This is a genomic window from Candidatus Aenigmatarchaeota archaeon (assembly GCA_016932615.1).
In the GTDB taxonomy this organism is placed as follows: domain Archaea; phylum Aenigmatarchaeota; class Aenigmatarchaeia; order QMZS01; family QMZS01; genus JAFGCN01.
In genome coordinates, this window is record JAFGCN010000025.1 from 33,345 (window position 1) to 60,056 (window position 26,712).

Here is a 26,712-nt window from a genome sequence, read left to right on the forward strand (position 1 = left end):
GAGTTCTTGGCTGGCCGTTAGATTTGCCTCCTACTTCTACGGGTCAATCTGTAAGGCTGGTCCGGAAGCAGAGAAATATCCCAGCAACCTCCGATACGGTCGCCGTAGACGATTCCTTGTCTATATGCGGGAAGCTGGTCGAGGTTTTTTTTCAAAAAAATCAACTCTTCAGGTGTTGGCTCACTCCCCTTTAGAAGCCATCCATAGTCTTCAGAAGATAAAGCAATATTCCTTGTCTCAAAAACGCCCATCTGCCCAAGGTCACTAAGTATAAGATTTATCCTGTTTGTGTGTGACTTTCTTGTTGTAGGATTTTCTTCTTCTAAAAGGGACCTTCCATAAATTTTTGTTGACAAGAATTCCTGCAAGGCTGGATAGAGAAACTCTGCTGATAGGCCATTACTAAGCGCATAAAGGTTTTTGATGGTCACCCCCGTACTATTGGTAGGGGCATCCTCCAGCATCCGTTTGCATCTTTTCCCTATGTCAGGAGTGCATTTCACTAATGCGCGCTCAACATCACTGGGTCCCAATATGCTCCGGATATTCCTGCGATTAGAATAATCCAGCCACCCGTACCCTGCCGCCTCTCCAAGAGCTTGTAGAGCAGAAGCGATACCAATATCCCTTTCAGACATAACTAAAAAATGGTAAAATTGTTATAAGGGGTTTTAGTTATTCCAATGTCAATTTCTCTTCTGTAAGCCGGAAGCCCTCCTTTGTTATCTCTGCAATCCATATCTTGTGGCCGCCTGAGGCGATATCCCTGCCAGCCGCTGCCCTTATGGCACTTTTTGCAAGCTCCTTTGCCTTGTCCATCATCATCCCTTTTCTGAAGTCTTTTTCAAGAACGCCATAGACAAACGGGCTTCCGCTTCCAGTCGAAACATACTCCTCCCCGACAACCGAGCCCGAAGGGTCGAAAGAAAACAAGTGGGAGCCCCTCTTGTCAACTCCTCCAAGAATCATCTGGTTGTAGAAGGGGTACCATTTCCGGGAGTACATTATCGAGCCAAGAAGGTTTGCGACTGCGTTTACTGTCATCTCTTCGCCTGCCTCAAGCTTGTAGAGGGTAATCTCTGCCTTCATCAGGTTTACAAGATATTGCGCATCAGAAACCATTCCCGCAACGGTCATGCCCATTCGGTCGTCTATCTGGAAGACCTTCTGTACGTCCTTGTTTGCCACGAGGTAGCCCATTGTAGCTTTTGATTCCGAAGCAAGCAGCACTCCGTCCTTGCAGACAATGCCAAGCGTAGTAGTACCGGTTTTTAATCTCATTTCCTGAGCATCCATAAGATAATCGGGTTATTTATTTAAAAAGACTGTCATCTTAGGCGAGATTGCACTCAAGATCCCTTTCAGAGTAAAGCAATCCGTGAGCACCGGACTTGAACTTGTACGCTTCATCAATATTCTTCACTATACTCCTGATCTTTTCGGGAGAACAAAGTCCGTCGGTAGGCAGGTTTAAACCGGTCAATGCTTCTTTCAATTGTTCCAATCTTTTAAGAGAGCCCTTCTCCGCCCTTGAGGTATGCCTTGGTGACTTGCGGATATCCAGTTTTGGCTTGAAGCCAATTTGGTATTCTTGTGTGGCCTCTTCCAAAAGCCCAGTCAGATATACCAGGTTCTTAGTATATCTGTCGAAGTGCTCACTCGCACGGAATATGCCTTCTTCAGTCGGCATTAACTTATTCCCCAGCGCAAGTTTTGCGGCGGCCAGGATTCTATCAGGACGACAATTCATCCGGTCCAACATCAAGTCCCTGCCAGTATATTTCTTAGAGATGCTACATTCAGCTGCAGAAACCACCTTGTCATAAACCTGTCCAGCACACTTGAATAAATCATCGATTGTGCCCTCTCCAGATTCAATACGCCTGTAAGCGCCAATAGGATCTTCCGTCATAATAGCTTAAACTTATAAATAGTTTAATTTTTTCATTCGCTCAGCCATTCCAAAGTGACCTCCCATTAAAGAACAGAAAAAAACTCAAAAAAATCATAAAAAGGACAAGCTCCTATCTTCGCCTCCTGGCTGCCGGCACTCTTTTTCTGGCTGGAGGGTTCAGTTCTTCTTTGTTTGCAAACCAAATCAGGGCAACCAGCAGCATGCCAATCAAAACAGTCATTGTGGCAAACTGCTCACCCTGAAGGAGCGCATAGGCAATTGAAAGGACGCCTCCAAAGACAACTCCGTGCCGGATGGTTTCAACCTTGAAGCCGTACCAGCCAAACGCCATGGCGATTATGCCCAGGACCAGCATTAGGGTGGGCACCGCTCTTGAAATGCCGAAATTGTCCTGCTCAAAGTCACAGTACCCGTCAGGGTTCCACTCGCCGCCTCTTTCAAGGCAGGCCAGAATATTGGGGTCAAGTGTTTGCTCGGCAATAAGCCAGCATGCCTGTGAGCTGCTGCCCACGTCATATAGAGTTACCAGTGCATTGGCAGCAGAGCTGATGAAGAACGCCAGAACTATTGCAATAGACAAAGAAATCAATGATTTCCTGATATGCCTCATAACTATACCCACCTATTTATCCTTTACCACTTATTTTATGGCAACAAAGAAAGTCGCGGCATCGGGCAAATTCGGCCCAAGATACGGGAAAAAACTGAGAGTTTCGTACAATAAATCATACGAGCAATCAAAAACAAAATACACCTGCCCCAACTGCTCAAAGGAGAATTCTGTCCTAAGGCAGTCCTTTGGAGTCTGGGAATGCAAAAACTGCGGCAAGAAATTCGCCTCAGGCGCTTATGAATTCAAGGTTGCAAAGTAACCTTCTATTTAGGCCAGATGTAGGTTTACCCTTCTGCAATTATCTCCAATGCAACTGTTGTAGCCAAGGCATATAAATTCCTCTCCATCTTCTAGTGCCACTCCAGAAAAACAATCCTTCACCCGGCCGTAAACTGCTCCCCCACCATAACCCTGAGGGGTTTTCAGAATAAGAGAAAGTTCCCCTGCAGGGTGTTCGGATCCAAAAAGGTAGATTTCTGGCCTACATCCATTTTCCAGCTCCAGTATCTGGTGCAGACAATCCAAATGAACCTGTCGCTCCATATCCGGAAACTTGGCTAAGCGCTGGTGGATGGCTGTTTCGGGTCCACCCTCCATACTTTCTTCCTCTAATTCCCAGCTTACTACAGGGGGAATTTCCCCAGAGAGTTCTCTTACCAAGGGATTACCAAAGAGACCATACGGATTGGGATATTGCACATTAATCACCTGTATGTAATACAATTCAAATAAATGCCTTCAAAAACTTTTTTTCGCTAAATGACGATAAGGATCTAAAGCCGCCTTAGGGGACCAATTTATCTGCGTCTTTCAGATAAGGCCATGCAGTTTCCAAGTAGGCCGGGTGTGGAAAATATCTCACCTGCTTTATGACTCCTCCCCCCGATACAATCTGCTTGTCCAAGACCTCCAGCTTTGAGAGAAGGTCCATTCCACGAATAGATCTTCCATTAACACCCATTGCACGACCAATCTGCTCCGGGGTGAGGTACTCTCCTTCCTCTACGCAATGCAGAGTTTGTAGAAGAGAATCTGCCTTACCGGGGGGACGTGGATGCATGAACTGGTGATATCCGTAAATCCGTGAGGTTTCTACCCCGAGAGAACGGGCAATTTTCAGAGGATTCATTAATTCTAGTTTCGGAAATAGTTGTGGGAGGGTTTTATAGGTGATTTTTTGCCCTCCACACCTGTCACAGAGATAGCCGTAATAGGCTTCAAGACTGGTTTCATCCTTGCCCATATTTGAAGTAGGATAAACATTAATTACTCTTTGCTAACAACCCTCTAGAAACTCCCCAGGTTTGTCTGGCAGCCGATCAGCTCCTGCTTACTGTACCCAAGGACCGAAAGAATCCTGTAGGCGGGAGGGATCACCTGATTGTTGATGTAGTACTCGGAGTCATAGTTCATTGCGTCTTCCCACCATTTTGCCCGGTCTGAGACGAGCTTTCCTTCTCTTGTGATGATATACTTCACGACAAATCCGGGATAAATTGAGACGCCTTTTCTTTTGAGGTCACGCGCGACTTTTACGTGAGGGGAAATTATTCCATACCGTTCTGGGGACTTTGTCATCTGCCTGGAAATTATAAGCCATTCCTTCTCGATTTCGCCTTTCCTTATCCTGCGGCAGGTTTCCTTCACGAACTCCACGGCCTTTTCCGCCTTGCCATCCAGCACATGCTCAATAACTCTCATCTGCGTTTCCTTCGCAATCCGGCTCCAGTCTCCCCGGACAAACTCGAACCCCTTTATCTCGATATTCCCTGATTCGTCTATAAGGGCGTACCGTTTCTTTGTTCCCCGCCCCTCTTCACCGACGAAGATGCCCCTTGGGTAGAAGCCCTGGTAGTCAAGCTCCATTATCCCGGGGAGATTGTCATTGACATTTTTAAGAAAGCTCTTTACAAGCCCCTTTTCGCCCGTTGCCATCAGGGAATCAGTGTCCCCATAGATGACCTTAAGACCTGCCTTTTCCGCCTCGAGAATGGTTGTCTGAATGTAGCCCCTGCCAAGCGCTGTGATTGACTCGGCGCACTCTTTTGAATACCACCTGGCGCCAAAAAAGCCCAGGTAGCCATAGGTAGCATTAGCAAGGTTTTTAAGGGCCTTTTCGTCCACCCCTTTGCCGCTTTCCTTTTTCATTTTGGCTCTCCTTTCGATAATTTCCCTTAAAATTCTCACGATAAACCCTTCAGGGCTTTTGCTGAAGCGGTGCACGACCTCGCCCTTTGGCCCTTTTATCCGTATTGCCTGCTCGCCCTTTTCCTCGTCCAGGGTGTCGGGGGAAATATTATGGGAAACCAGGATGGATGGGTACAGGCTCTTGAAGTCCATGACAGAGACATTTTGGTACAATCCTGGGACGGGCTTATGGACATAAGCCCCCACATAAGTCTGAAGGCGCCTCTCTTCGATATCGTTGCCTCCGGGCTTGTTCGGAATAAGTATATCCTGCCCCGTTGCCTGCTTCATCAGGTAGCCCTCAACCAGTTGGCTAAATCCAATGCGCGTGACATTGAACAGGTCAAGCGCCACTATATTTGAGAACCTGTACTCCAGGGGAAGAAATTTTTCCCCCAGAAGGAAAGTAATCTTGCAGTCCTGCAGGTTGTACTCAAAAAGCTCTGCAATTCTCTTCAGGTCATCTGAGTTCCATATGTCCTCTCCGCTTCCTGCAATGTCAAGCCCCGTCTTTCCCTCATCGAGGAAGAACTGCGCCACGTCATTAAGCTTTCTTGATTTGGTCTTTATTTCCATCCGGAGGTGCTTTGAGACGACCGTGTAAAGGTCAACATGGAGCAGCCCCCTGAATTTTGCCCCTCTAGCGCTAAGGGTTATCGGGCAGTTAATCCCCAGCGCCTTGCACCTTCCCTGCAGAAAGGGCAGGTCGAAGTTGTCTCCGTTGTATGACACAAGCACGTCATAGTCCTCTGCCGCCTCGAAAAACCCATTGAGCATCTCCCGCTCGTCTTTCAGGGTTACGGCTTTTCCGAACTTCGACTCCTTGTAGGTAAACACGGTCTCCTCTGTGTCGCTGTAAAGCCCTATGCAGATTATAGGGTTCTCCTTGTGCTTGAAGTTGCAGCTTAAGACCTCTATGTCAAACGCGGCTACTTTCGGCTCATATGGCTTTCCTTCGAGCTCCCTGAAAACCCCATCTTTGGCTTCATAAGGCGAGAGAAAATTTATCTGCTTGTCAAGGGCATAGCGCCTTGCAAATGGAAGGTCATACTCTCTCTTATGAAGGACGCCAGGAAGCGCCCTTATGCCTTCCTTTATGGCGGAAACGTCTCTTGGGAGATTGCAGATGACCTTGAGCACCTTAAGATTCCTGTTGAGTTCTATTCTCTCCGTAACTTCAACCCGCTTTACCCTGATTGTTTCGCCCTTCTGGCTTTGCTCGTAATTCAGGATAATTTCCTTTACCTCTTCAAGCTTTTCCTGCTCTGGAATTATGTAAAAATATGGCTCGAAATTTTCATCCTCGATTACCTTCTTTTTTCCAGATTCATCCCTTCCATGGACTTTTATGATTGGCTTTCCCTCAAGCACTTCGTAAGTCACATAAAGCGGGTAGAACATAACTATAGATAGATGCAGTTGTTAGCTTTTAGCGGGCAAGTCCCCACTGGGTGGAGTAATGCTTTATCGCCTCTACCATGTGCGGCCCCAGATAAACCTGGTTTCCATGCCTTTCAAGCGCACGAGTTCCAGAAGGAATGACCCCCTCAGAAACTGCAAGCATAGAAAGCCGGTTTAAGTTGTTGTAAAAATCCGTGCTTCGGAGATACTTCTGGGTATGGCTTCGTGTGTCTCCCATAAGAACGATGCCTTTGTTTCCAGATGTGCCTAAATCGGGCAGTAAGCCCTCTTCAGAAACATAGAACATCCATCGCTTAAGTTCCTCAGAATTTCCATAAAAAGTGGTATCGAGCTTTCGTGTCTTTTTTCTCCCCATAATTACCTGGCCTTGAGGCAATATATGAAGTTGCCGTGTACCTTCGACAATTAACTAGTATCTAGTATATGTGGGCCTTCAGTTTGAGAGGTTCACTATCTGGCCCACTGCACGGAATTGTTAGTGTAAAGTCAGGCCCCACTCTGGAGTACATGATTCCCTGTTCCTTCAGGTATCTTTCAAATGCATCCGGAGAATTTCCGCCCCAGCCATTTACTTCGAAACCGCTTTCTTTGCCAGGTCAAGAATCTCTTCAATCGTAATGAGCCCCATAAGCAACGCCAGAATGCCGTAAACTGCGCCGAAAACGGCAAAACCGGCAATGATTTTCAGGTAAACACTGGGGTAAGCCAGCCCCTTTGCCAAGTAGAGCGCCCCCAGCGCCACTGACCCCGCAAGCAAGGTCTTAAGCCAACTCTTCACAGGGATTTTCGGCTTGACTGACTTTCGAAGCTCATAGAAAGAGCCAACAAGTATCACAGAGTAGCAGAAAAGCGTCGAAAGCGCAGCTCCCTCGATTCCAAAGACCGGTATGAGCATCATATTGAGTATTACGTTTATTATCGCTCCCCTGAAAACGACATCCCTGTAGCCGTCGGGCTTACCAAGCCCGTTCAGGACTGCGCCGTTTATCTGCGTCACCGAGAACATTATTGCGCCTATCGAGAGGATTTTGAGCACGTTCGAGCCGGCGGCGTAAGCAGGGCCGAAGATTATGCCCAGTATCTCAGCGGAAAATGAGAACGTTATGAGCGCTGCAGGCACGACTGCAAGCCAGATGTAGCGGTAAATGAGGTTCAGCCCCTGGGAAATCGCTGTTTTGTCCTTTGCGTTCATCTCAGCAATCATCGGGAAGAGAACTGTGATAAGCGCTCCCGAGAAAAACCAAAGGAGAGTTGCGGTTGGCTGGGCAGTCTGGTAAAAACCAATTGATGCGGGGGTCATGCGAAATACATTCAGCATTATCGTGTCTGTGTAATTAATGATGTATCCGATGGCAAGAGACACCATTACAGGAAGCCCATAGGTATAGAGCTGCCTTGCGATTTTCGGGTCAACCTGAAACTTTCCTTTTGGAATCAGCTTCATGGCAGGGACGGCATAAATGAAGGTCATCAGGATGTAGCCGGCAAGAAAGCCAAAGGCAGGCGAAGCTGTTGAAAAGCCGAAATAAAGAAAAACCCCTGTCAGGGAAAACCATAAAAAGAGCCGTGTAAATTCGAAAATCGCGGTTGTTCTCATCCTCTGCATCCCCTGGAAGACCGAAACGAGGACGTTCAAAAATACGTTCATAAAAGCGCCAAGGGCGAGAACCCGTATCAGGAAAACGCTAAGCTCATAGTTTGGGTACTGGGACAGGTAGCTTGAAGCAATCTGCCCGGAAAAGAGTATGACAATTGAGGCAAAAATTACCCCCAGGACAAGCTGCATCGCAAAGCCCGTAGCTATAGCGCTCCTAAGCTCCGGGTACTTCTTTTCAGCCCGGAACTTTGAGACATGGTAAATCTGGCTGTGCATCAGGCCGAAGTCCGAGAAAATCATCAGCAGGCTTATGAGGGAAAAGCAAGACCAGAAGAGCGCATAATCAGTTGGGGTGAGGTTTGACGTCATCAAAAAGCGCAGGAGGTAGCTAAAGCCCGCGCCAAACACATTGAAGACAAACAGGAAAGCCGCGCCTGAAACCACGCGCTTCATGTAATCGGCCATAATAGAATTGAAGCTAAACTCTTTAGCTGTCGAGAACCTTCTCCATTCATTAACTAGACACTTTTTAGTGGTTAAAATATATTTATATATACTTACTTATGCTAATTAGTGAAAATTCTTTGGAAGCAACGCTGGGAAAAATTGGAGAGATCGATCCTGAAGACCGGAGGATCATTATCTATACGGGTGTTCACCCAAATGAAGGTACGACCGGGCTTATGCGACCGCACCACAAAAAGCTTGAAAACTATGGGGCTATTGTGGTCCAGCACCCCTCAGACTCAAATGTCCAAGCCATCTGGGAAAGGCACAAGAAGAGGTGTGAAGTCAATGGAGGGTATGTATTCAAACCCCTGCCTGTGGAAGAAAAGCTGATAGAATCAGATTACGAAAGGGCATTTTCTCTTGGAAGCCCGACATTTTTCGTAAGGTTTCATGGCGGACCAAAAGAAGTCGTTATTCTGAGCCCACAATATAATAGGATTCAGATATTTCCCGGTCATAACTGCGAAACAAATGAATATGGGGGGATACATAAAAAACTTGCGACATTTGCCCTCGATAGGCACAATATTGAATATAACGACCATCCCTCTCTCTTCCGCGACCTACCCAATAATTCAACACTCTTGGAATATTGCTATTCTTGGGGCTTGGATGTGGAAGGTCTGGGACAATTTGAGAAGTTGGCAATAGAAGAAGGAATGAAACCCTATGAGCTTCACGAGGGAGAATATGCCTCCCACAACACCTCACTAATCCCGCACACGCTAAATAAGTTTGATTCGAATTGGCAAAATAAAGGCAATATTGCCTCCGAATATCTATGCCAACGAAAAATTGCCCCTTGGGACATTAGTAAGTTCCACTCAAGTTTTGCAGAACCCTTTTTTGAAATGGTAGGGTTGATCGGCGAAAACCTTCCCGACACGAAGAATCCCACTAAATACTCTCTACGGAACAATGGGTGGAAATAATGTAGTATTGGAAGTTCCCGGCTGTGCCCGAAAAAGAAATAAAATGTATTTTTACAGAGTAGTATATGGCAGAACAATATTTTTTAGGACCTCGTGAACTCGCAAGAGCAATATGTCCGGACCTCCCTAAAGAACCAACTTATACTCGACTAAGAATACATTTCGGGGAATTGCTGGATGGGGGGGCAGAGATATACTATTCTGAAGATGCTCTTAAGGAAATGACAACTCGATTAGGAAAGGTCCTTTCACCGGCAGTCGATATTGTGTGGCACTATCCACGGGAAAAACATTCAAAAATTGTCGCAGAGGTGTCTAAAAATGACCCTTTAGGCCCCTGGTTGGGTATGGCAATGGGCTATACGTCAACGGAAGCATTTCTTCGGGATATCGTAGCTATTCCAAAAGCTCTTGGGCTAAAGCCCATCGAGTCTCTTGGGTATTAAACTAAATCTAAGCAATTCTTCTTTCTCCATACAGAGTAGATAAACTTGCCGGGCCTTTTTCCCCGCATAAGCTGTCAATTACCGCCTGCCCGCCCTGTTCCTTCAGGAGCTTTTCGACTACCTGCTGTCCCGGATAATACAAACTGCCATAGCAAATCGGGTAAATTGGGTCTTTTCCGATTTTTTCCGGGCAGCATATGGCTTGGACTATGCCCCTTGCACTACTTAGATTTTGCCCATATCCCACACAAAGGTCTTCGATTTCCTTGGGGCTCATTTTCCCTGTAAAGAATCCGTTTAAGGCATAGGCCTGGGCTCCGGTATTTAGATTCTTTAGCTCACGCCATATTTCAAAATCCTCCTCCAGAGCCGCCCTCTCTCTTCCGGAAACCCTTTCGAGAATAGTCAAGACGTCCTCCCTGAATATGTCAGCAGCAGAGCAGGCAAAACCCTCGTTCAAAGCAGAGCTGTTGGTTGCAATTGTGCCGGTTGCTCCAAACAGGTCTCCTGTTCTTTTGGCATATCTGGCGTTCAAATGGTGCCAGGGATAATGCCCTCCCACCTCGTGGGCGGCAATTCCGACCAGGTCAAAGTGATTCCGTTTGCTGGACTTAAGCACAGCGGTCTTTCCATAATCCAAATCTCCGGTGGCGTTTCCGTAGTGGAAGGTGCCCAAAGAGGGAGATTTTTCCAGAATCTCAATGTCTAGCCTTGCATGTTTGGGTAGAATCTCTTTAGTTTTGAGCGCATCAAGCATCATTTTTGCGGATTTCCTGTATACTACTCCAACCCCATCTCCTTCAACAGAGCCAATTTCACACCTCCAATTTGCTGCAGCCCTGACTAAAGAGTCATCATCCTGGCAGCCCATCAGCTCAAGAACCCTCCCTTCTCTGCCATCCAAATCTTTATTTGTCGGTATTGGCGGGGTCTCCAGACCAGTAAGTCCCTTGAGTATATCCTCATAGGAAGGACAATCCAGAAGGCCAAGAAGATCCAGTTTAACCTTTGCAGTTGTAGCAAGAGAAGTCGCATCATCAAGCCGGACCTGCCTTTTGTGATAATTTTCTATCCCCCCTGCAATTTCCAAAAGCTCGTCAGTTGATTCAAGCGGGTCATGGTCCTCTGCAAACCGAAGGCATAATTCCCAAGAGGACTCCCCCCTGCCAGAGAGTTCTCTTATCCTTTTTGCTGCAGGTTCTGAGTATATTGGAGAGTTGTCCTTCAAATGCCTTTCTCCCAGGACATAACTGTCAAATATTCCGCCCTTGCTTTTTCCATAAGGTCCCGCCCCACCACAGATTGTATCTAGCAGCACGACGGTATTGAGGTGCTCTTTTCCAAATTCCAAGACTGCCGGGTCAGCTTCTTTTTCCCAGCGGTATTTTGCCATATTACAACTCCCCCGGGGTACACAGGGCAGATAAGCTTGCCGGGCCGTTTTCCCCGCAAAGGGTCTCTTTTAAATCTGAGACTTTTTTTTGGCCTAAAACCGGCTCCAATGCGGTAGTTCCTGGGTAATACAAACTGCTGTAGCACAGGGGATGAAGGAGGCTCTTCCCAACCGAAGCAGGGTCACACAAGCCCACCGCCCGGTTTCTTGCCCGGTCAGGGTCTACTCCAAACTCCAGAGACATCTTTTCGAGTTCTTCCTGGCCCACTCCATTCATAAAATGGCTGGCCGCTGCATGCCCAAACGAATGGGTGTGCAATTTTTCCAGCTCAAGCGCAATATCAAAATTTCCCGCAAAGGTTCTTTCCCTGCCAAAATAATAGTCTTTCCACCAGTCTGAAATATCCCCCTTCAATACTTTCCCAATGCAACTTGCAAACCCCTCATCCAGAGCGCACTGGTTCGTCGCTATCGTGCCGGTTGCTCCAAACAGGTCTCCTGTAAGATCAGCATATTCGCTTCCCAGGTGATACCTTGTATAATGGCCTCCAATCTCATGGGCAGCTGTGGCAATAATCTCAAACAGACATTTTGTGCCAGACTTCACCATAGTGGTTTTCCCATATGGCCTTTGTCCCAAGGCGTCTCCGTACCTGAATGAGCCAAGGGATGGTGCCTGGCCCAGTATCTCTACATCAAGTTTTGCTTCCTCTGGGAGCAACCCCTCAGACTTCAATACTTCAAGTATGCCCTTTGCTGAGGCCTGGTATGCCCACCCCACTTCATCCTCGCCAAGAAGCATTGCCTCAGACCTCCATCGTTTTGCCGCTTCAAACAGGTTTGCGTTTCTAGGGCAGCCCATAAGCTCCAGAACATTTCCCCTCTGGGTTTCAAGAATTTCTCTTGTAGGTATCAGAGCTGGCTCTATCCCTGTGATGCAGCCAACGATACGTTCATAATCCAGGTCGCTTTTGCCTTTTTTCAGCTGTGATTCAAGCACGTGGGCAACGGCGCGAAGGGACTTTGCCTGGCCAAGCCGGACCCCTTTTTTGTAGGGGTTTTCTATTTTCAGGGCCATCTCGTGCAGCTGCCTTGTCAGGGCTTTCAGGTCATACTCATCTGCAAACTCCCGTGCCAAATCCCCCACGGGTTCTCCCCTGTTTGCCAACTTCCGGATTTCTGTGGCTTCCGGGCCGGAATACACTTCCGAGGCCTCTTTCAGTTTCTTTTCGCCAAAGCCATACCAGTCTAATATTGTGGTAGGCCCCTCTCCATATGGGCCTCGCCCTCCAGCGGCAGCATCCAGCGCGGCAACTACATTCAGATGCTTTTGGCCATATTCCAGGACCCTAAGGTCATTTTCTCTTTCCCACATAGTATAATTACTTAAATAGAACAACTATTTTGAGATAGTCTATGAACTATATTCTACTGCCCAAAGGACAGTACTTTTTCAGGATTTCTTTTGGGGTGTAGGCATTCTGAAACATGTCCAGAACATACTTTTTTCTCCCTTCCGGCGAAAGCCCCTGCGCGATTTTCCTGTGGTGGTGAAGGGAAATTCCAAAAACGTAGGTGTATGCCCTGGACAGGGGATCACTTACCCTTTCATTTGCCTCCTTTACAATAGTCTCTTCAGGTTCTCCCGGCAAATAGCTTCTGACAAAATCGACAATTTTCCCTCCATCCTCCTCTCTGTTTGCCATTATGCATACATTGTTGTAGACAAGCCAGTAAAGATGGTCCGCGCAATGGTGGGCCAAGCCGTATTTCGAGAAGGGCTCAAATGGGCAAAATAAGTCCAGGGTTTCTGCCAGCCCTTCCCACTGAAAGGCGCTCGGGTCAAAAACAGCAGTCAGCCCTGCAACTTGGCTAAGCTTCTTTTTAGCCACCTGGTTTTTCCAGGACAGTGCCTGAATGGCATGGGCGCAAATCTCGTGAAAAGCCATGTTTTCAGCCGAGCCCCTGGACCAGTCAAGCCGCTCATTCAGGTTGTAATGAAGGTGGATTTTCCCCTTCTCGTCTGTGAAAATGCGGTTCTGCCAATACACATCCATATCTACAAATTTTACCTTGTACTCGGGCCGGATTTTGATGCCCAGCCAATGAGTTACCTTTGGCAGGGTTTCATCCTGAAAGTCCTGAAAGGTGCGCTTAATCTGAGCCCTGGAGAGGCAGTTCTCTTTCCTGAATTTTTCCAGGCCCCTTTCGCTGTAATCATACCCAAGCGCGCGGTAAGCATTTGCGGTTTGCTTTAGCTGTTTGTCCAAATCACTTTTTGAAATCATTTCCGGCGAAACCCCGATTGTGCTGGAGACATATTCCCCGAAGGGTATCTGTTCGCCCTGCAAGGCCCTCAGATAGTACTGGCAGGCCGTCAGCTTGGCCAAAACAAAGCTGTTTTTGCCCCGAAGCTTGCTGTAGCCACGGATTATCCCCTCAAGCTCCTTTTGTGCCTCCGCCCTGCTTCTGAACTTTCCGGGATAATCCTTTCCTTTCGTAATCAGGTCAAAGTCGATAATCTCAAGCCCGGTCTTGCTCCCCTTTCCTTTTTCGAGCCGATGCCAGCGGTAAAGAAAATTGAGCATTCTTCCCTCAAGGGGAGAATTCAATTCTGCGGCCATAATACCTATTTTTCAAAACGCTTAGATTATGGCAAAACAGAGAAGAATCCTTATATTTGCGCCTTTCTTTCCGCCCCATATAGGCGGGCTTGAAACGCATGTTTACGAGTTTTCAAAGCATCTTGGAGAGCGCGGGCACAAAGTGACTGTATTTACGCCGAACATTCCAAAGACCAGGGAAATCGAGGAGCCGGGCAAAAACCTGCTCGTGATAAGGTATCCTGCAATAATGTTCTTTTCCGCCTCTCAGAATGCAATTCCCGCATTCTGGAGCCCCGGGTTCTGGCGGCTTTTGAATCTTGCCGGAAAAGGCAATCCTGAATTCGTGATGTCCCGGACAAGGTTTTTCTTCTCGAGCTTTCTTGCCCTGCTTTACGCAAAGGCAACAAGGAAGAAATATATCCACGTCGAGCATGGCTCAGCTTTTGTTGACATGAATAACAAGGCAATAAGCTTCCTTTCCTGGGCCTACGACAAGACTCTTGGAAAGCTGATTTTCCGGGGAGCCGATAAGGTGGTTCCAATTTCGCATGCAGTAAGAAGATTTATCCAAAGGGAATTTTTGGACAAAGGCCTGGAAGTGATTTACCGCGGCATTGAGCTTGACGAGATAAGAAAGATTCCTGAAAACAAGCCCTTCAGGAAAAAATATGAAAAGTACACCCGTTTGTGCGTGCTTGGCCGCCTTACAAAGAACAAGGGAATCGATGTGGCAATCGAGACGTTCAGGATACTGCCAAAAAAGCAGAAGGAAAAGTCCCTGCTCTTCATAATAGGGGACGGGCCCGACCGGGGAAAGCTTGAGGCGCTTGCTTCAGGCGAAAAGAATATTATCTTTACCGGCCCGATGAAACGGCAGGAGGCCATTGGAACGCTTAAAGCCATGGACATTTTCCTCAATCCCGCAACTTCTTCAGGCGGGCTTTCAACGTCCCTTCTGGAAGGAATGTTCCTGGGGCTTCCGGTTATTTCGACAAAGTTCGAGGGCGGAGGCGACGTCGTGTTTAACGGCAAAAACGGGCTAATGGTGCAAGCTTCATCAAATGAAGAGCTTATGGACGCAATTATAAAGCTGATGGGCAACAAGGCGCTTGGAAAAAGACTCGGAAAAGCCGCAAGTAGGTATGTTTACGAGAACTTCAAGTGGGAGAGGGTTATTGACAAGTATGAGGGGGTTTTTGAAGAGTTGGATCAACGAAATTTCGCCCAAATTCGATAGCATCCCCCAGCATACTGAGGTAGACTTCCGGCCTATTTAGCTCAGTTTTGAAGCCATCGTACTCTATTATCCGGCAATTCCTGCCAAGTATCTCTCTTTCTATTCCCTTTTCCAAATTGCGGTACAAGCCCTTTCTCTGCTCAGGCAGTGTATAGCGCAATACATTCGATAGGTGCACCAGATTTATTGGAAGCCCAGATTTATCAGCTGCCCCATAGGCGATATCAAAGCCCTTGCTACAGATATCCTCCTGAAAGATTCTTAGCTTTTTTTGTCCGGTAAGCGCAGTAATGCGCTTGTACCTTTGAGGGGAAGCCCACCCACAGCGGATTTCATTATCGACTCTCTGCTCATCCCAAAGGTGGAATCTTCCTCCGTGCTTTATTATCTCCAGAAGTTCATCGCAATAGGTTTCGTCCCTTTTTATGCACCTAGCAAAGTTTTCTTTGGAAGGGTCACGCAGCAAGGCAATCAAATTCTCCCAGTACTCAGCCCCGGTTTTTTGCTCCCCTATAGCGCCGAGACGAAAATTCAGGTAGTCTGTCACATAGGGGTTTATGTCAAAAAGCATGCTTAGGTCGGGCTTCTGCTCGCTAATGTATCCCAGGCAAGGGTCTATTGAACCAATAATTCCCATGAGTATGCCTCCCTCAGACGGTAGCTTTCCAAATACTGAAGGATAGTCTGGCTCTCCACACATCAAAAGAACATTTTGCGGCTGGCTGAATAAGCTTCTTCGGGTCATATTCTTATCACCTTAATACAGATTAAATAATGTGCGGAATCTGCGGGTTCAATTGGGCGGACAGCACGCTCCTCAAAAAAATGAACGACTCGCAAATGCACAGGGGACCTGACGCCGAAGGCGCGTTTATCGACGGGAAGGTTTCCCTTGGCCACCGCCGCCTCGCAATAATAGACCTCTCCGAGAAGGGAAAGCAGCCGATGTCAAACCGGGAGGGAACGGTCACTGTTGTCTTTAACGGCGAAATCTACAATTTTCAGGAGCTCAGAAGTGAGCTTGAGGAAAAGGGGCGGCGGTTCGAGACAGAAAGCGACACGGAGGTAATCATCCAAAGCTACCTTGAGTGGGGGCCTGAATGCGTCAGGAAGTTCAACGGGATGTGGGCTTTCTGCCTTTATGACCGGGAAAAACGGCAGTTTTTTCTCTCAAGGGACCGGATTGGCAAAAAGCCGCTTTATTATTATTTTGACGGGGACCGGTTCATATTCTCATCAGAGCTTAAGGCAATCCTGGAGCACGACATTCCCAAAGACATTGACAGGACAGCCCTTGAGCTTTACCTGTCCCTCGGATTTATTCCTGCCCCACACTCGATATTCCGGGACATCAAAAAACTGGAGCGAAGCCAGAACCTGGTTTTTGACATTGAGCAGAAAAAGATGAAGACCTATTCCTTCTGGGACCTTGGAAGGCACGCGCCAGGCAAAAACAAGAAAGAGCTTATCCGGGAGGGCAGGGAAATTCTTGACAATTCCGTTTTGCTAAGGAAAATCGCCGATGTGCCTGTTGGCACGTTTCTTAGCGGAGGGCTTGACTCCAGCGCAGTCACGGCAACACTCAAAAAATTCAAGCAGGACCTTCACACTTTTTCCATTGGCTTTGAAGAGTCCGACAAGTACCGGCTAAAATATGACGAGTCAAAGTACGCAAACCTGGTGTCCGAGTACCTTGGCACGACCCATCACCATTTCTACTTCCTGCAAAAGAACTTCGAGGAAATGGTTGAGGCAATAACCTTTGCCTATGATGAGCCATTTTGGGACTTTTCAGCGTACCCAACCGCAAAGGTGTCCGAGCTTGCCAGAAAAGAAGTGACTGTCGTGCTGAGCGGAGACGGTGGGGACGAGGTTTTTGGCGGGTACTATGCGCACAAGGCCGCCGCAAGAATAGAGCTGGCAAGGAAGTTTCCAAAAGCTTTCCTGAAGGCGGGCCACAGGTTTTCAGAGCTTGCGTACAATATTTCAAAGAAGGACCGTTTTCTCCTTGGAAAGGAGGGATTCAAGCTTGCGCTTTCTGACGACAGGGAGTTTTACTCGAACCTCCTTTCGGGCGAAAAGTACCTCTCAGAGCAGGCAAAAATCTGGTACCGCAAAAACCTCTCCAAGGTGCTCGAAAACAATTCCGGGCTGACCGAAGGGCTGATAAAGTTCGACCTTCTTTACAGGACTCTTCCCGACAATTTCCTTGTCAAAGTCGACAGGGCAAGCATGCTTCACGCCCTTGAAGTACGGTGCCCCTTTTTGGACTACCGCTTTCTGGAGTATGGAAACAGGATTCCCACCAGCATGAAGGTCGACTTCAGGAAGACAAAGAAGCTCATGAGGGAGATTATAAAAGACCGGGTGCCTAAGAAGATTGTAAACCGCGGAAAGCAGGGCTTCATGCCACCTATTTTGGACTGGCTTTACAACGAGTACTGGGGGCTTGTAGAGGAGAAGGCAAAAGTCCTGAGAGAGAGCAAGATTTTAAGCGAAGCCCAAAGCCAGCAGCTTGCCAAATCCCTTCTGATAAGGCCAAAAACGCACAGGGAAACCACAATCTACGGGGAACGTCTCTACCAATTCTTTGCCCTTGGAAACTGGGCTGAAAGGTGGCTTCTGTAAGCGGATTGTAGGTCACAGGTAGTTGTCCTGTGGCTGCCTGAAAACAAAATATAATATCTGCAAGGACACTCTATTATGATAGCTTCCGAAGAAATCCCGGGGTTAATCGTAAACAGGCGCCAGTTCAATAAGTGCCTCCAAAAAATAATGTCTTATGAAGGCCCTGCCGTGGGCATAGACTGGGGAGCTAGAGACGCAGAAGAGATAATTGCCCAGATAGCATCCGATCCAAACATCAAGGAACCAAGAATAGCTGATGAGATGAGAGTCCAGCTCAGCAGGACCGTAACTAGCAAATACTACCCAGAGCTTTACTCCGCTGCAGATGAATTGTCACAGGGCATACTTATAATGGACCCCGATTCAGAATTTTCCATGTCTTTTCGGTACGGGCACAAAAGACAGGACCTGGACCCAGACCTCATATTCGGCCAGAGATACAAGAACTATTTTGCGCCTGGCATCGGGAAATATGCAGACAGGATTTTAAAGAATGCGGCAGAAGAGGGAAGAAGGAAAGACCGCCGGGCTGTGGAAGAATACTTAACTGGGGCGGAAGGTGATTTGGCAAGTGGCCACCTTGACGGCATAGGGCCAGTTTCAAACTATGTCTTAAAGGCCTTGAAACGGGAAATCCTAAGCCCGGAAGAAGCGCAGGACTGGGCAGACCGCCTGACAACCTATTCAGACATAGGGCATATTTGCGCAAGGGATAGCCTGGAAAATCTGCGCGGAGGTATTGGGCAAGAGCTGGCTGAGCGATACGAACTTACCCGGGTACGCTCAGATTAACCCCCTAGCAGATATAGGTAAGCGTTTTGTAATCTGAATGTGTTTGTTTTGCGAAGAAGATATTAATAATTCTGTGGGGAACTTCGGATATGGTAAAATTGAGAGATGTTCCGGGGCTGATGGCAGACCAGTACAGGTTTGGAGGGTGGATGGATAAGATAAGCGATCCGAAGAGTTCACTCTCAGAGATATCAAAGGCTGTCAAGAAAGCTGAAATTATGATTTCCAGGCTTGATGACCTGGAACTTGGGGTAGGTGACCCACAAATAGCGGAAAGGATGAGAACCCGGCTGAAACAAAAGGTGCCGACAATAACCTCCCGATATTATGAGGAACTTTTTTCCACGGCAGATGAACTAAAGCAGGGAGTACTGCGACTTTCCCCTGATTCTCGCGTACCCCTATCCGACATAGCCAGGCAAAGGGCATACCCTCTAGACGCCAGGCGGCTATTTGGCCCAAGATACGAGACAGACTACTTTGCACGCGGCATCATAGAATATGCCTCAAAAATCCTTGAAAGTGCGGAAAGAGAAGGCAGGAGGCAAGACCGGTTGGAGGTAGACCTTTATATCCAATCAATGGACGGTCATCACCCCATAGGTGGCCAGAAAGAAACCGGGAGAACGCTGAATTACCTACTTAATGCCCTGATGAGAGGGATTATAAGCGCCGAAGATGCCATGAGATATGTTGATAAGTTAGGTCTCCCTTCACAAGGGGAAGTCGTCACAGCAAAAACTTCTCTAGGGGAGCTATTCCAAGGAGTTGCAGAGAGTGACGACCCACGTAAGCCGCTTTTTGAAAGTAGAACTGGCAGTATTAAAGTCTACAAAAAAGAATAAGAAATAAGGATAAAGCGTAACAAATTTATGCCGAAAGTTCTCTATTGTATAACCGGTCTTATGAAAGGAGGAGCCGAGAGGCAGCTTTACTATCTCATCAAAGGCCTGCCAAAAACTTACGATGTCCAGGTTTGCGCCTTTGTGGATGGCTATTATGGCCAGAAGCTCAGAAAGGAGGGCTACAAGGTAAAAATTCTCGATAAGGGCTGGAGCGGCGTGCAGCAGTTCCTCAACTTAGTGCGAGAATACAAGCCGCACGTCGTCCACTCCTGGATGACGCACGCAAATATCTTCTGCAAGTTCTGCCGCTTCTTTGTCGACTACAGGATGCTCGTCTGCTCGATAAGGGGCAAGGAAAATACCTTCAGGCACAAAATCGAAGCGTTTATCGAGAGGGCTTTGGACTTCAAAAGTGACAAAGTCGTCACAAACTCAAACTCATTTGCAAGGGGGCTCAAAAAGGGGCTTTTCTACAGGAAAAAGAAGGTTTCGGTGGTCTATAACGGTTTTGTCCCCGAAACCGCCAAGATGGGCGCGGTAAAGAAATCCCTGAATCTTAAGGACAGCAGGATAGTAACGGTTATAGCAAACTTTCGGCCGGGAAAAGATTATCCCGGGGCCATAAAGGTTGCCAAGGAAGTCTTCTCGAAGAGAAGCGACACGGTCTTCCTGTTTGTCGGCGACGGGGAAAGGCGGGAAAAAATCGAACAGATGGTGAAAGATGAGGGGCTTGAGGACAGAATCCTGCTTCTTGGCACGAGAAGCGACATTCCAAACATACTCGTAGACTCGGACGTGTTCTTTCTCCCAACGCTTTACGAAGCGCAGTCAAACGTCCTGATAGAGGCAATGTTCTATATGTGCCCGATTGTGACCACAGACATTCCTGAAAACGCCGAGCTTATCCGGGATGGAAAAGAAGGCCACCTTGTCAAAATCGGCGACTACAAGGAAATGGCCGAGAGGATATGCGAAGTTCTTGACAACCGTATTGAGGCAAGCGTCATAAGGTCAAACGCCTATCGGAAGGCAAACAGCACATTTGGGCTGCAGAAGATGGTGAATGGGTATCTCGATATTTACGGCCGAAAACGCTAAATCTAGACAAGCTAACAATAATTATGCTGTATGAGTTTGCCCTCCAGAAAATCGCCTTCCCGGTTTCAAACGCCCTTATGGGCAGAAAGTTCTGGCGCTATTACGGGGAGCTTTCAAAGTCCCAGTGGCTCAAGCGAGAGGAACTCGAGGAAATGCAGCTGAAAAAACTGAAAATTCTAGTCAGCCACGCTTACCTGACCGTGCCCCTCTACAGGGAGATGATGGACCGAAAAAAGGTAAAGCCCAGCGACATCCAAAAGCTAAAGGACATAAGGAAGCTTCCGATTGTGACAAAAAAGGACTTTCGGGCGGGCTTTCCCGAGAGGTCAGTTTCAAGCGCAGTCCCTCCAAAAAAGAGGATGTTTGACAGCACTTCCGGCTCGACAGGCAGCCCCTTCCAATTCGTGCGAGACATAAACTTCTCTGATTATTCCCTTGCAAACACATACAGGACGTACAACTGGACAGGTATGAAGATCGGGAACAAGACGGTTTCCCTGTGGGGGGCGCACAAGGTCTCCCCTGTGATAAAGGTTTTTGACGCGATGATGAGGCGAAAGTACCTCTCATCCTTCGACGTGGAGGAAAACTACCGGGAATACTACAAGGAGCTTAAGAGGTACCGACCCTACCTGATTGAAGCATACTCGGCTTCAGTCACCCACCTTGCAAAGCTCCTCAAAGAGGACGGTCTTACCGGCCTCCAAATCCCAGCAGTAATAAGCTCCGCCGAAACGCTTTACCCCAAAAACAGAAAGCTCATAGAGGAAGTTCTCCACACAAAGGTTTTCAACAGGTATGGCTCGAGGGAAGTGGGAAACGTCGCCCATGAATGCGAAGAGCATACAGGGCTCCATATAAACGCAGAGTCGTACATTGTAGAGATTATTCCGGAAAAGGGCAGCAAAGGCAAGGGTCGGCTGATTGTCACAAACCTGACCAACTTTGCGATGCCGTTTATAAGGTATGACACAGAAGACTATGCAACCCCTTCCGGAAAAGAATGCTCCTGTGGGCGGGGGCTTCCCCTTATAGCAAACATCGAGGGGAGGGTAACAGACTTCATAATCCTCCCTAACGGAAAGGACCTGTCCTACCTCTTTTTCAACTATTTCTTCGAGCAGTACGGGGCTTACCTCCTGCAGTTCCAGGTGATTCAGGACAAAAAAGACCACCTTCTCCTAAAAGTTGTGCCCACCTCAAAATACAGCAAAAAGACGGAAGCAGAGATATTGAAGGGCCTTGGCAAAAAGCTCGGGCAAAATATGAAAATTACCGTCGAAAAGGCCAGGTCCATTGAAAAGGAAAAGTCGGGAAAAATCCGGCCTGTAAAGCGGCTGATATGAAAAGAAAGATGCAAACGGATAAGATGATGGTGAAAAGTAGCGGACTGGAAGGAAAAACTGGAAATCAGATTGCAGAGCATTTACGCAAAGTGATAGGCGTGGCACAAATGAAGGGGCAAGCCAGTTACCCAAAAAAATCTCCCTTTGACCCGCCAAAAAAATACCCTGAGCTAACGGCCAGGTTTTCCCCCGATAAGTCAAACAAGGCATACCCCCTTGTAAGGGAGCTTTTCAGGGAAATGGGGCTTGACCGGGAGAACTACGGAAAAAAATCCTGGAACCCGCTTGGAGAGGTAATCAGCCCCGGCGGCAAGGTCGTGATAAAGCCGAACTGGGTGCTTGACAAGTCAGAGCACTCCCTAGACGCCCTGATAACCCACACTTCTGTCATCAGGGCAGTTATCGATTATGCCTGGATTGCCTGCGGGCCTTCGGGAAGGATAGACCTTATCGAGTCCCCCATACAAAGCACAGACTGGGAAAACCTGATGAAAGTCACGCAGGCGCGGGAAATGGTAAGCGCCCTGAAAGAGAGGGGAGTAAACATTCATCTGCAGGACATAAGGACAGAAACCTTCGTCGAAAAGGAAGTGCTGAATATTCTTGGCTGGAAATTCAAGATATTTTACCGCAAAAAACTCTCTGGGACCGAAAAAGGCTACACTCAGGTGAACCTAGAGTCAGAAAGCTCATTTCACGAGGTAAGAAGCAAAGCCCATCTGTTCAGGGGAATCCAGCAGTGGACAAATAAGGAAGCCACTCTTGCCCATGACGAGAAAAACCATATCTACAGCATACCTAACGAGCTCCTGGAGGCAGACGTTTTCATAAACCTGCCAAAGCTCAAGACGCACCGAAAAGCAGGAGTAACGCTTGCCCTGAAAAATCTTGTCGGGACCGTGAACAACAAGGACTGGCTGCCCCATTACATTCAGGGAACCCCACAAAAAGGCGGGGATGAAGCGCCGTCTGTCAGGCCGCTTCACATAAAGCTGATAGACGCCCTCTCTATTGTGCCCCTCTCCAAAACCTTCGGATTTTCCATAAGGCCGCCCGGGATTGAGAAAATATGGAGAAAGAAGATTGAAAGCGACCTCCACGGGCTCAAAAATGTACGCCAAGCGAATTGGTACGGCGGAGACACCGTGTGGAGAATGGTGTATGACCTGAACAAAATCCTGATTCATGCAGACAAGAACGGCTCCCTTAAGCCGGCGCCCCAGAGAAAGTATTTCGCCCTTGTAGACGGAATTGTCGCAGGAGAGGGATTCGGGCCGCTCAACTCCCTTCCAAAAAAGACGGGAGTGATTCTTGGTGGGTTTGACCCACTGCTTGTGGATTTTGTCGGCACAAGAGTTATGGGCTTTGACGAAGAAAAAATCAAAACTCTTTCAAACGCGGGAAAGCAGGGAAAGTATGCTTTTGGAGAGTCTGACTTTAGCGCGGTTGAATTAAAAAGCAAAAGCAAGCGGTGGAAAGGGCTTCTGGAAAGCCCAAAAAACGCATTCCATTTCAAGCCGGCTCCGGGCTGGAAAGGGCATATTGAAAAAGAGGTTTCCGGGTAATTATGGGCCAAAGGGAAACCAAGACCGATAAGGAATTCTGGGACAAGACCTGGGAGGGCTCCCGGCTTGGGCACTACGCAAAAATCTCTTCCCTGATGGCTGCAAATTATGACTTTCACCGGCTCCTGAAAAGGCACCTTGAGAAAAAGAAGGGGGCAAAAAGAAAGGCAATCGAGCTTGGCTCGGCAAAGGGGCTCGAGCTTGTATACTTTGCAAAGGAGTTTGGCTACGAGCCCTGGGGAATCGACTACTCTGAGCACGGCTGCGAGATGGCCCGGCTTAACCTAAAAAAGGCAGGGCTTGATGGAAAAATTATCTGCGCTGACCTTTTCAAGTCAAAGCTTCCCAAAAAGTCCTTCGACCTCGTTTATTCCGGCGGACTCATCGAGCACTTTGAAAATCCCGGAAAAGTGGTAGAGAAGCACGCCGAGCTTCTGAAAAAAGGCGGCCTTCTGATAATTACAATTCCAAACTACGGCAAAAGCAGCATCTACCGCCAGATGCTCCATAAAATCGGCATTGAAGGCGAGATTTCCAAAACGCACAATTTTGGTATAATGGAAAAAGCCGCTTTCAGGAAGCTGTTTGAAAAGCGAGGGCTTGAGATTCTGGAAATCGGCTACTATGGGCCAATCAACCTGAATCTGGCGCTCGAGCCAAAAACTGGAGTTCTCCTGATTCCCTTCCACCTGATTAACCAGGTGCTGGGGTATCTTACCCTGGGCAGAAAATCAAGGCGGCTTTCATCGGGGCTGGTTGTTGTCGCACGGAAGAAGAATTAAATTTGCCTACTTCTCAGCCACAACCACACCAACAGCTTTATGCCAGGGAATGAGATGGGGATCATTAAATATATCTGTGCCATAGTTGGATGACCGTAGATCCTGAAGCACAACCTTATTATGTACCGGGTAAATGTCCTTTAAGTCCCTATAATCGCGGCATTTCAGCCCCTCTTTAGAAAATGCTTCCACCAGCATTTTAAACCAGTCACCCCTCGCCCGACCATAGTAGCAGATTGCTTTTCCTTCCTCATTCAATAAGGAAGCATAGTTTTTGGCCATCAATTTTAGGGAATCTGGGTGTTCCAAAAACTTCCAAGTCATATGGTCTATGATTGCATCGTAAGTTTCTAAACTCTTTGGAGGAATGAGAATATTGCCCTCAACAAATCCATGGGAGCATAAATCGGCTCCAGCAAGATCCCAAAACCCCAACCTTGCCTTAACATCCTTCCAATTCCTCACACCACCATAAACACCGCCTCCGGGACCAAGGTCCAGAATTGTGAGAATGCCTCTCCCCTTGGAAAGATGGGTTGCCAAAGTCACCACATTCGGGTCCATAGGCATACGACCTGGCGAAGACTCATCTTGATACTCCCATACTCCAGGACCTACCAGCAGCACTCTACTGTCCGGCGGCACATAAATTGGGGAACTGTGACTCTCAAGCAAAGAGCCTGACTCCGCTCCATTGAGGTATTGCACTGGCAAACCCAACTGAATTTCAGGCCGTTCCATAAACTTATTAACTACGCACTTGTAATTTAAGAAAAGCTAATCTTGGGAAAATGATAAGTAGGAATAAGCCAATAGGATAATTATGAAAAAAAGCTCTGGTTCCCTCATAAGCATAATCACCCCGACATACAACCGCTCAAAGCTCCTTAAGAGAGCCATAAGAAGCGTACTCAACCAGAACTACCACAATTTTGAGATGATTGTTGTTGACGGCGGCTCGACTGACGGCACTGAAAAGATGATGAAGTCCATCAAGGACAAGCGCATAAGGTATGTGCGCCAAAAGAAAAACTGCGGGCTTCTTTCGGGAAAAAACCTGGGGCTTGACAAGGCAAAAGGAGAGTATGCCTGCTTTCTCGATGACGATGACGAGCTTTTGCCTGACGCACTCTCGAATGCCCTCTGGGCGTTTAGGGAAATTCCAAAAGATGTCAACATGGTCTGGCTTGACAGCATCGACTCGGTTACGAGGAAAACCACCGGCCACGGGGTGCTGAAAAATGAGGGCTACATAAATTACCGCTGCTACCTCTGCGGGAGAATCTACGGCGAGTTCTGGCCGTTTTTCAAAAGGAAGGCCTGGGGAAAGGAGAGGTTTGACGAGCGGCTCTGGGGCGCTGAAGGGCACCTGCTCCTGAGAATGTTCTCACGGCTCAACATCTATTATGTGCCAAGAGTCGTTCGCATCTATTACCAGGACCATGGGGGAAACGTCTGCAGGTTTGAAAACCAATTGAAGAAAGTCCCCCAGTTCATACTGAATAACCAGGAGTTTTTGAGGGAATTCGGGGCAGAGCAAAAAGCCATCTGCCCGAAAGCTTACGGGAAGAGAATGGCTATTCTTGGCTTCTGGCAGCTTGTCGGCGGCGACAAAAAGGGCGGGCGGGAAACTCTGAGGGAAGCGCTGAAATACAACCGCTCAGCTCAGCATGTCGGGCTTTACCTTGCATCATTTATATTGAGCGGAAAGCAGATTGCGTGGATTTATGGGAGACTCTTTTCGGGGCAAAAATAGATTAAAACCTGTGGGCAATCAGTTCCAGCTTGCTGCCCGGAAACGCCCTATGAAACCGGGACTCTATATCTCTGAAATTCTCAGGCCCTGCAAGGTAGCATAAGTCATTCAGGAGAAGATAGTCCGGCTCTCCGCCTTGCTCGCACGGATACGCCAGAGGGTAATTCTGGCAGGCATAAGGCCTTCTTGAGTCTTCGTGGACCCTGCACATTCCGGAGCGGGTATAAAACGGGCATTTGTCCTTTGAATACACCACTGTCACAAGCTTTTCTCCAAGCGGGTCGCCCGGCTCAGGCCCAAGGCGCAGGAAACGCCCCGGAACCTCTATAAGGGAGCCGGACTTTATCTTTCTGCCGCCCTGCGTCCTGACACGCGCCTCTGTGCCATCAAGCCAGCTTTTGACAGTATTTCCATCCAAGTCTGCCCAAGGGTAATATTTGCTGCCCCTCTCTATGAAGAGGCCTTTTGCCGCTTCGGGCCGCACCCTTATTGCATGCTTTTTCGTGCTGCAGCAGGTGCTTGGGCAGGATGGGCAGTACTCCTGAAATACCTCTTCCCAGAATTCCTTCTGGCCTTGTCTCGCGTCCATAACAGTAGGTAGTAGCTTTTTTGGAGATTTAAATATCCGATGGCTAATAAATATTTAAGTATGTACGGAAGAAGAGTTGCGGGTTTTTGCCTCCGGTCCCAATAGACAGTTTAGTGAGAGACAAGATTAACCCCATGCCTGACCATTCAGCAATCTGGGTCCCACACTACCCTTCAGGCAAACTGGCTGACCTGGTTTCCGGGCATGATGAGTGCTCTCGCGGATTTGGAGACCTTGTGACCCTCAGGAAACAAAGAATGATTTTTGGAGGAGACTATCCTTCAATGGCAGACACGAAGTTCGAAGACAGCAAAAGCGGGGTTGGAATCCTGATTTGCCCCAACTGCTATGAAGTCAATGAAACGGGAACGGACCTTAAAAGCTACTCGGCTATTATGACGGGAACCGGCCTTAAAATGGATGAAACTAATGGAAACCTCATCCTGACCTGTA

Annotated in this window: 28 protein-coding genes; 13 read left to right on the forward strand and 15 right to left on the reverse strand. The window is 47.9% G+C overall.

Features of this window, described 5'->3' with window-relative positions; genetic code table 11:
- Positions 1 to 17: 17 nt before the first annotated feature.
- The 4 genes from JW727_05850 to JW727_05865 form a co-directional block, all read right to left on the reverse strand.
- Complete coding sequence (locus JW727_05850) at positions 18 to 638, reverse strand: hypothetical protein (GenBank protein MBN2095546.1); 621 nt, start codon at positions 636 to 638, stop codon at positions 18 to 20.
- A 37-nt stretch (positions 639 to 675) separates the two neighbouring features.
- Complete coding sequence (psmB, locus tag JW727_05855; protein ID MBN2095547.1) at positions 676 to 1,296, reverse strand: archaeal proteasome endopeptidase complex subunit beta; 621 nt, start codon at positions 1,294 to 1,296, stop codon at positions 676 to 678.
- Between the two features lie 37 nt (positions 1,297 to 1,333).
- Positions 1,334 to 1,912, reverse strand: a complete 579-nt coding sequence (locus JW727_05860; protein ID MBN2095548.1) for a hypothetical protein — start codon at positions 1,910 to 1,912, stop codon at positions 1,334 to 1,336.
- Positions 1,913 to 2,024: 112 nt separating this feature from the next.
- Entirely contained in the window at positions 2,025 to 2,525 is a 501-nt protein-coding gene (locus tag JW727_05865; GenBank protein ID MBN2095549.1) for a hypothetical protein, read from the reverse strand.
- Between the two features lie 37 nt (positions 2,526 to 2,562).
- Between JW727_05865 and JW727_05870 the strand changes: the two genes are divergently transcribed.
- Entirely contained in the window at positions 2,563 to 2,787 is a 225-nt protein-coding gene (locus JW727_05870) for a 50S ribosomal protein L37ae (protein MBN2095550.1), read from the forward strand.
- A gap of 8 nt (positions 2,788 to 2,795) precedes the next feature.
- Here JW727_05870 and JW727_05875 read toward each other — a convergent pair whose 3' ends face one another.
- The 5 genes from JW727_05875 to JW727_05895 all read right to left on the reverse strand — a co-directional run bounded on the left by JW727_05875 (position 2,796) and on the right by JW727_05895 (position 8,199).
- Positions 2,796 to 3,071 (reverse strand): hypothetical protein, encoded by a 276-nt coding sequence (locus JW727_05875; GenBank protein MBN2095551.1) that lies wholly within the window; start codon positions 3,069 to 3,071, stop codon positions 2,796 to 2,798.
- A 241-nt stretch (positions 3,072 to 3,312) separates the two neighbouring features.
- On the reverse strand, positions 3,313 to 3,771 hold the full coding sequence (locus JW727_05880; GenBank protein MBN2095552.1) for a hypothetical protein: 459 nt from the start codon (positions 3,769 to 3,771) through the stop codon (positions 3,313 to 3,315).
- A 44-nt stretch (positions 3,772 to 3,815) separates the two neighbouring features.
- The gene (locus tag JW727_05885) at positions 3,816 to 6,116 is read right to left on the reverse strand and encodes a ribonuclease H-like domain-containing protein (protein ID MBN2095553.1); all 2,301 of its coding nucleotides are present in this window, start codon (positions 6,114 to 6,116) and stop codon (positions 3,816 to 3,818) included.
- 28 nt (positions 6,117 to 6,144) lie between these two features.
- Positions 6,145 to 6,492: a hypothetical protein gene (locus tag JW727_05890; protein MBN2095554.1), complete on the reverse strand. Its 348-nt coding sequence runs from the start codon at positions 6,490 to 6,492 to the stop codon at positions 6,145 to 6,147.
- Positions 6,493 to 6,705: 213 nt separating this feature from the next.
- The gene (locus JW727_05895; protein MBN2095555.1) at positions 6,706 to 8,199 is read right to left on the reverse strand and encodes a flippase; all 1,494 of its coding nucleotides are present in this window, start codon (positions 8,197 to 8,199) and stop codon (positions 6,706 to 6,708) included.
- A 98-nt stretch (positions 8,200 to 8,297) separates the two neighbouring features.
- On the opposite strand from JW727_05895, the gene JW727_05900 reads away from it, so the two are divergent.
- On the forward strand, positions 8,298 to 9,176 hold the full coding sequence (locus tag JW727_05900) for a hypothetical protein (GenBank protein MBN2095556.1): 879 nt from the start codon (positions 8,298 to 8,300) through the stop codon (positions 9,174 to 9,176).
- Positions 9,177 to 9,241: 65 nt separating this feature from the next.
- Complete coding sequence (locus JW727_05905) at positions 9,242 to 9,622, forward strand: hypothetical protein (protein ID MBN2095557.1); 381 nt, start codon at positions 9,242 to 9,244, stop codon at positions 9,620 to 9,622.
- A gap of 7 nt (positions 9,623 to 9,629) precedes the next feature.
- On the opposite strand, the gene JW727_05910 is transcribed toward JW727_05905, so the two are convergent.
- Genes JW727_05910 through JW727_05920 form a run of 3 tightly spaced genes read right to left on the reverse strand, consistent with a single transcriptional unit; the run spans position 9,630 to position 13,639 of the window.
- Positions 9,630 to 11,015, reverse strand: a complete 1,386-nt coding sequence (locus JW727_05910) for a hypothetical protein (GenBank protein MBN2095558.1) — start codon at positions 11,013 to 11,015, stop codon at positions 9,630 to 9,632.
- Position 11,016: 1 nt separating this feature from the next.
- The gene (locus tag JW727_05915; GenBank protein ID MBN2095559.1) at positions 11,017 to 12,390 is read right to left on the reverse strand and encodes a hypothetical protein; all 1,374 of its coding nucleotides are present in this window, start codon (positions 12,388 to 12,390) and stop codon (positions 11,017 to 11,019) included.
- A gap of 46 nt (positions 12,391 to 12,436) precedes the next feature.
- On the reverse strand, positions 12,437 to 13,639 hold the full coding sequence (locus JW727_05920; GenBank protein ID MBN2095560.1) for a hypothetical protein: 1,203 nt from the start codon (positions 13,637 to 13,639) through the stop codon (positions 12,437 to 12,439).
- A gap of 28 nt (positions 13,640 to 13,667) precedes the next feature.
- Between JW727_05920 and JW727_05925 the strand changes: the two genes are divergently transcribed.
- Complete coding sequence (locus tag JW727_05925; GenBank protein MBN2095561.1) at positions 13,668 to 14,858, forward strand: glycosyltransferase family 4 protein; 1,191 nt, start codon at positions 13,668 to 13,670, stop codon at positions 14,856 to 14,858.
- Here JW727_05925 and JW727_05930 read toward each other — a convergent pair.
- On the reverse strand, positions 14,794 to 15,603 hold the full coding sequence (locus JW727_05930; GenBank protein MBN2095562.1) for a hypothetical protein: 810 nt from the start codon (positions 15,601 to 15,603) through the stop codon (positions 14,794 to 14,796). The two genes, JW727_05925 and JW727_05930, sit on opposite strands and share 65 nt — an antisense overlap.
- 29 nt (positions 15,604 to 15,632) lie before the next feature.
- Here JW727_05930 and asnB point away from each other — a divergent pair, with 29 nt between their 5' ends.
- The 7 genes from asnB (at position 15,633) to JW727_05965 (ending at position 23,914) form a co-directional block, all read left to right on the forward strand.
- Positions 15,633 to 17,486, forward strand: coding sequence for an asparagine synthase (glutamine-hydrolyzing) (gene asnB, locus JW727_05935; GenBank protein MBN2095563.1), 1,854 nt, complete (start codon positions 15,633 to 15,635; stop codon positions 17,484 to 17,486).
- A 75-nt stretch (positions 17,487 to 17,561) separates the two neighbouring features.
- Positions 17,562 to 18,278, forward strand: a complete 717-nt coding sequence (locus JW727_05940) for a hypothetical protein (GenBank protein MBN2095564.1) — start codon at positions 17,562 to 17,564, stop codon at positions 18,276 to 18,278.
- 89 nt (positions 18,279 to 18,367) lie between these two features.
- Positions 18,368 to 19,123, forward strand: a complete 756-nt coding sequence (locus tag JW727_05945; protein MBN2095565.1) for a hypothetical protein — start codon at positions 18,368 to 18,370, stop codon at positions 19,121 to 19,123.
- Between the two features lie 60 nt (positions 19,124 to 19,183).
- Positions 19,184 to 20,221, forward strand: coding sequence for a glycosyltransferase (locus JW727_05950; GenBank protein MBN2095566.1), 1,038 nt, complete (start codon positions 19,184 to 19,186; stop codon positions 20,219 to 20,221).
- Between the two features lie 23 nt (positions 20,222 to 20,244).
- Positions 20,245 to 21,567 (forward strand): phenylacetate--CoA ligase family protein, encoded by a 1,323-nt coding sequence (locus JW727_05955; GenBank protein MBN2095567.1) that lies wholly within the window; start codon positions 20,245 to 20,247, stop codon positions 21,565 to 21,567.
- Positions 21,564 to 23,132 (forward strand): DUF362 domain-containing protein, encoded by a 1,569-nt coding sequence (locus JW727_05960; GenBank protein ID MBN2095568.1) that lies wholly within the window; start codon positions 21,564 to 21,566, stop codon positions 23,130 to 23,132. Before JW727_05955 ends, JW727_05960 begins: the two co-directional genes overlap by 4 nt.
- A 2-nt stretch (positions 23,133 to 23,134) precedes the next feature.
- Positions 23,135 to 23,914, forward strand: a complete 780-nt coding sequence (locus tag JW727_05965) for a methyltransferase domain-containing protein (protein ID MBN2095569.1) — start codon at positions 23,135 to 23,137, stop codon at positions 23,912 to 23,914.
- Positions 23,915 to 23,920: 6 nt separating this feature from the next.
- Here JW727_05965 and JW727_05970 read toward each other — a convergent pair whose 3' ends face one another.
- Positions 23,921 to 24,655 (reverse strand): hypothetical protein, encoded by a 735-nt coding sequence (locus JW727_05970; protein MBN2095570.1) that lies wholly within the window; start codon positions 24,653 to 24,655, stop codon positions 23,921 to 23,923.
- A gap of 82 nt (positions 24,656 to 24,737) precedes the next feature.
- Here JW727_05970 and JW727_05975 point away from each other — a divergent pair, with 82 nt between their 5' ends.
- Positions 24,738 to 25,670 carry a glycosyltransferase gene (locus JW727_05975; protein ID MBN2095571.1) on the forward strand — a complete coding sequence of 311 codons (933 nt, stop codon included), beginning with the start codon at positions 24,738 to 24,740 and terminating at the stop codon, positions 25,668 to 25,670.
- A gap of 1 nt (position 25,671) precedes the next feature.
- Here the strand turns inward: JW727_05975 and JW727_05980 are convergent, their stop codons facing one another.
- Positions 25,672 to 26,259, reverse strand: a complete 588-nt coding sequence (locus tag JW727_05980) for a hypothetical protein (GenBank protein MBN2095572.1) — start codon at positions 26,257 to 26,259, stop codon at positions 25,672 to 25,674.
- Between the two features lie 134 nt (positions 26,260 to 26,393).
- On the opposite strand from JW727_05980, the gene JW727_05985 reads away from it, so the two are divergent.
- Positions 26,394 to 26,712 (forward strand): hypothetical protein (locus JW727_05985; GenBank protein ID MBN2095573.1); only part of this gene is annotated, 319 nt, incomplete at its 3' end.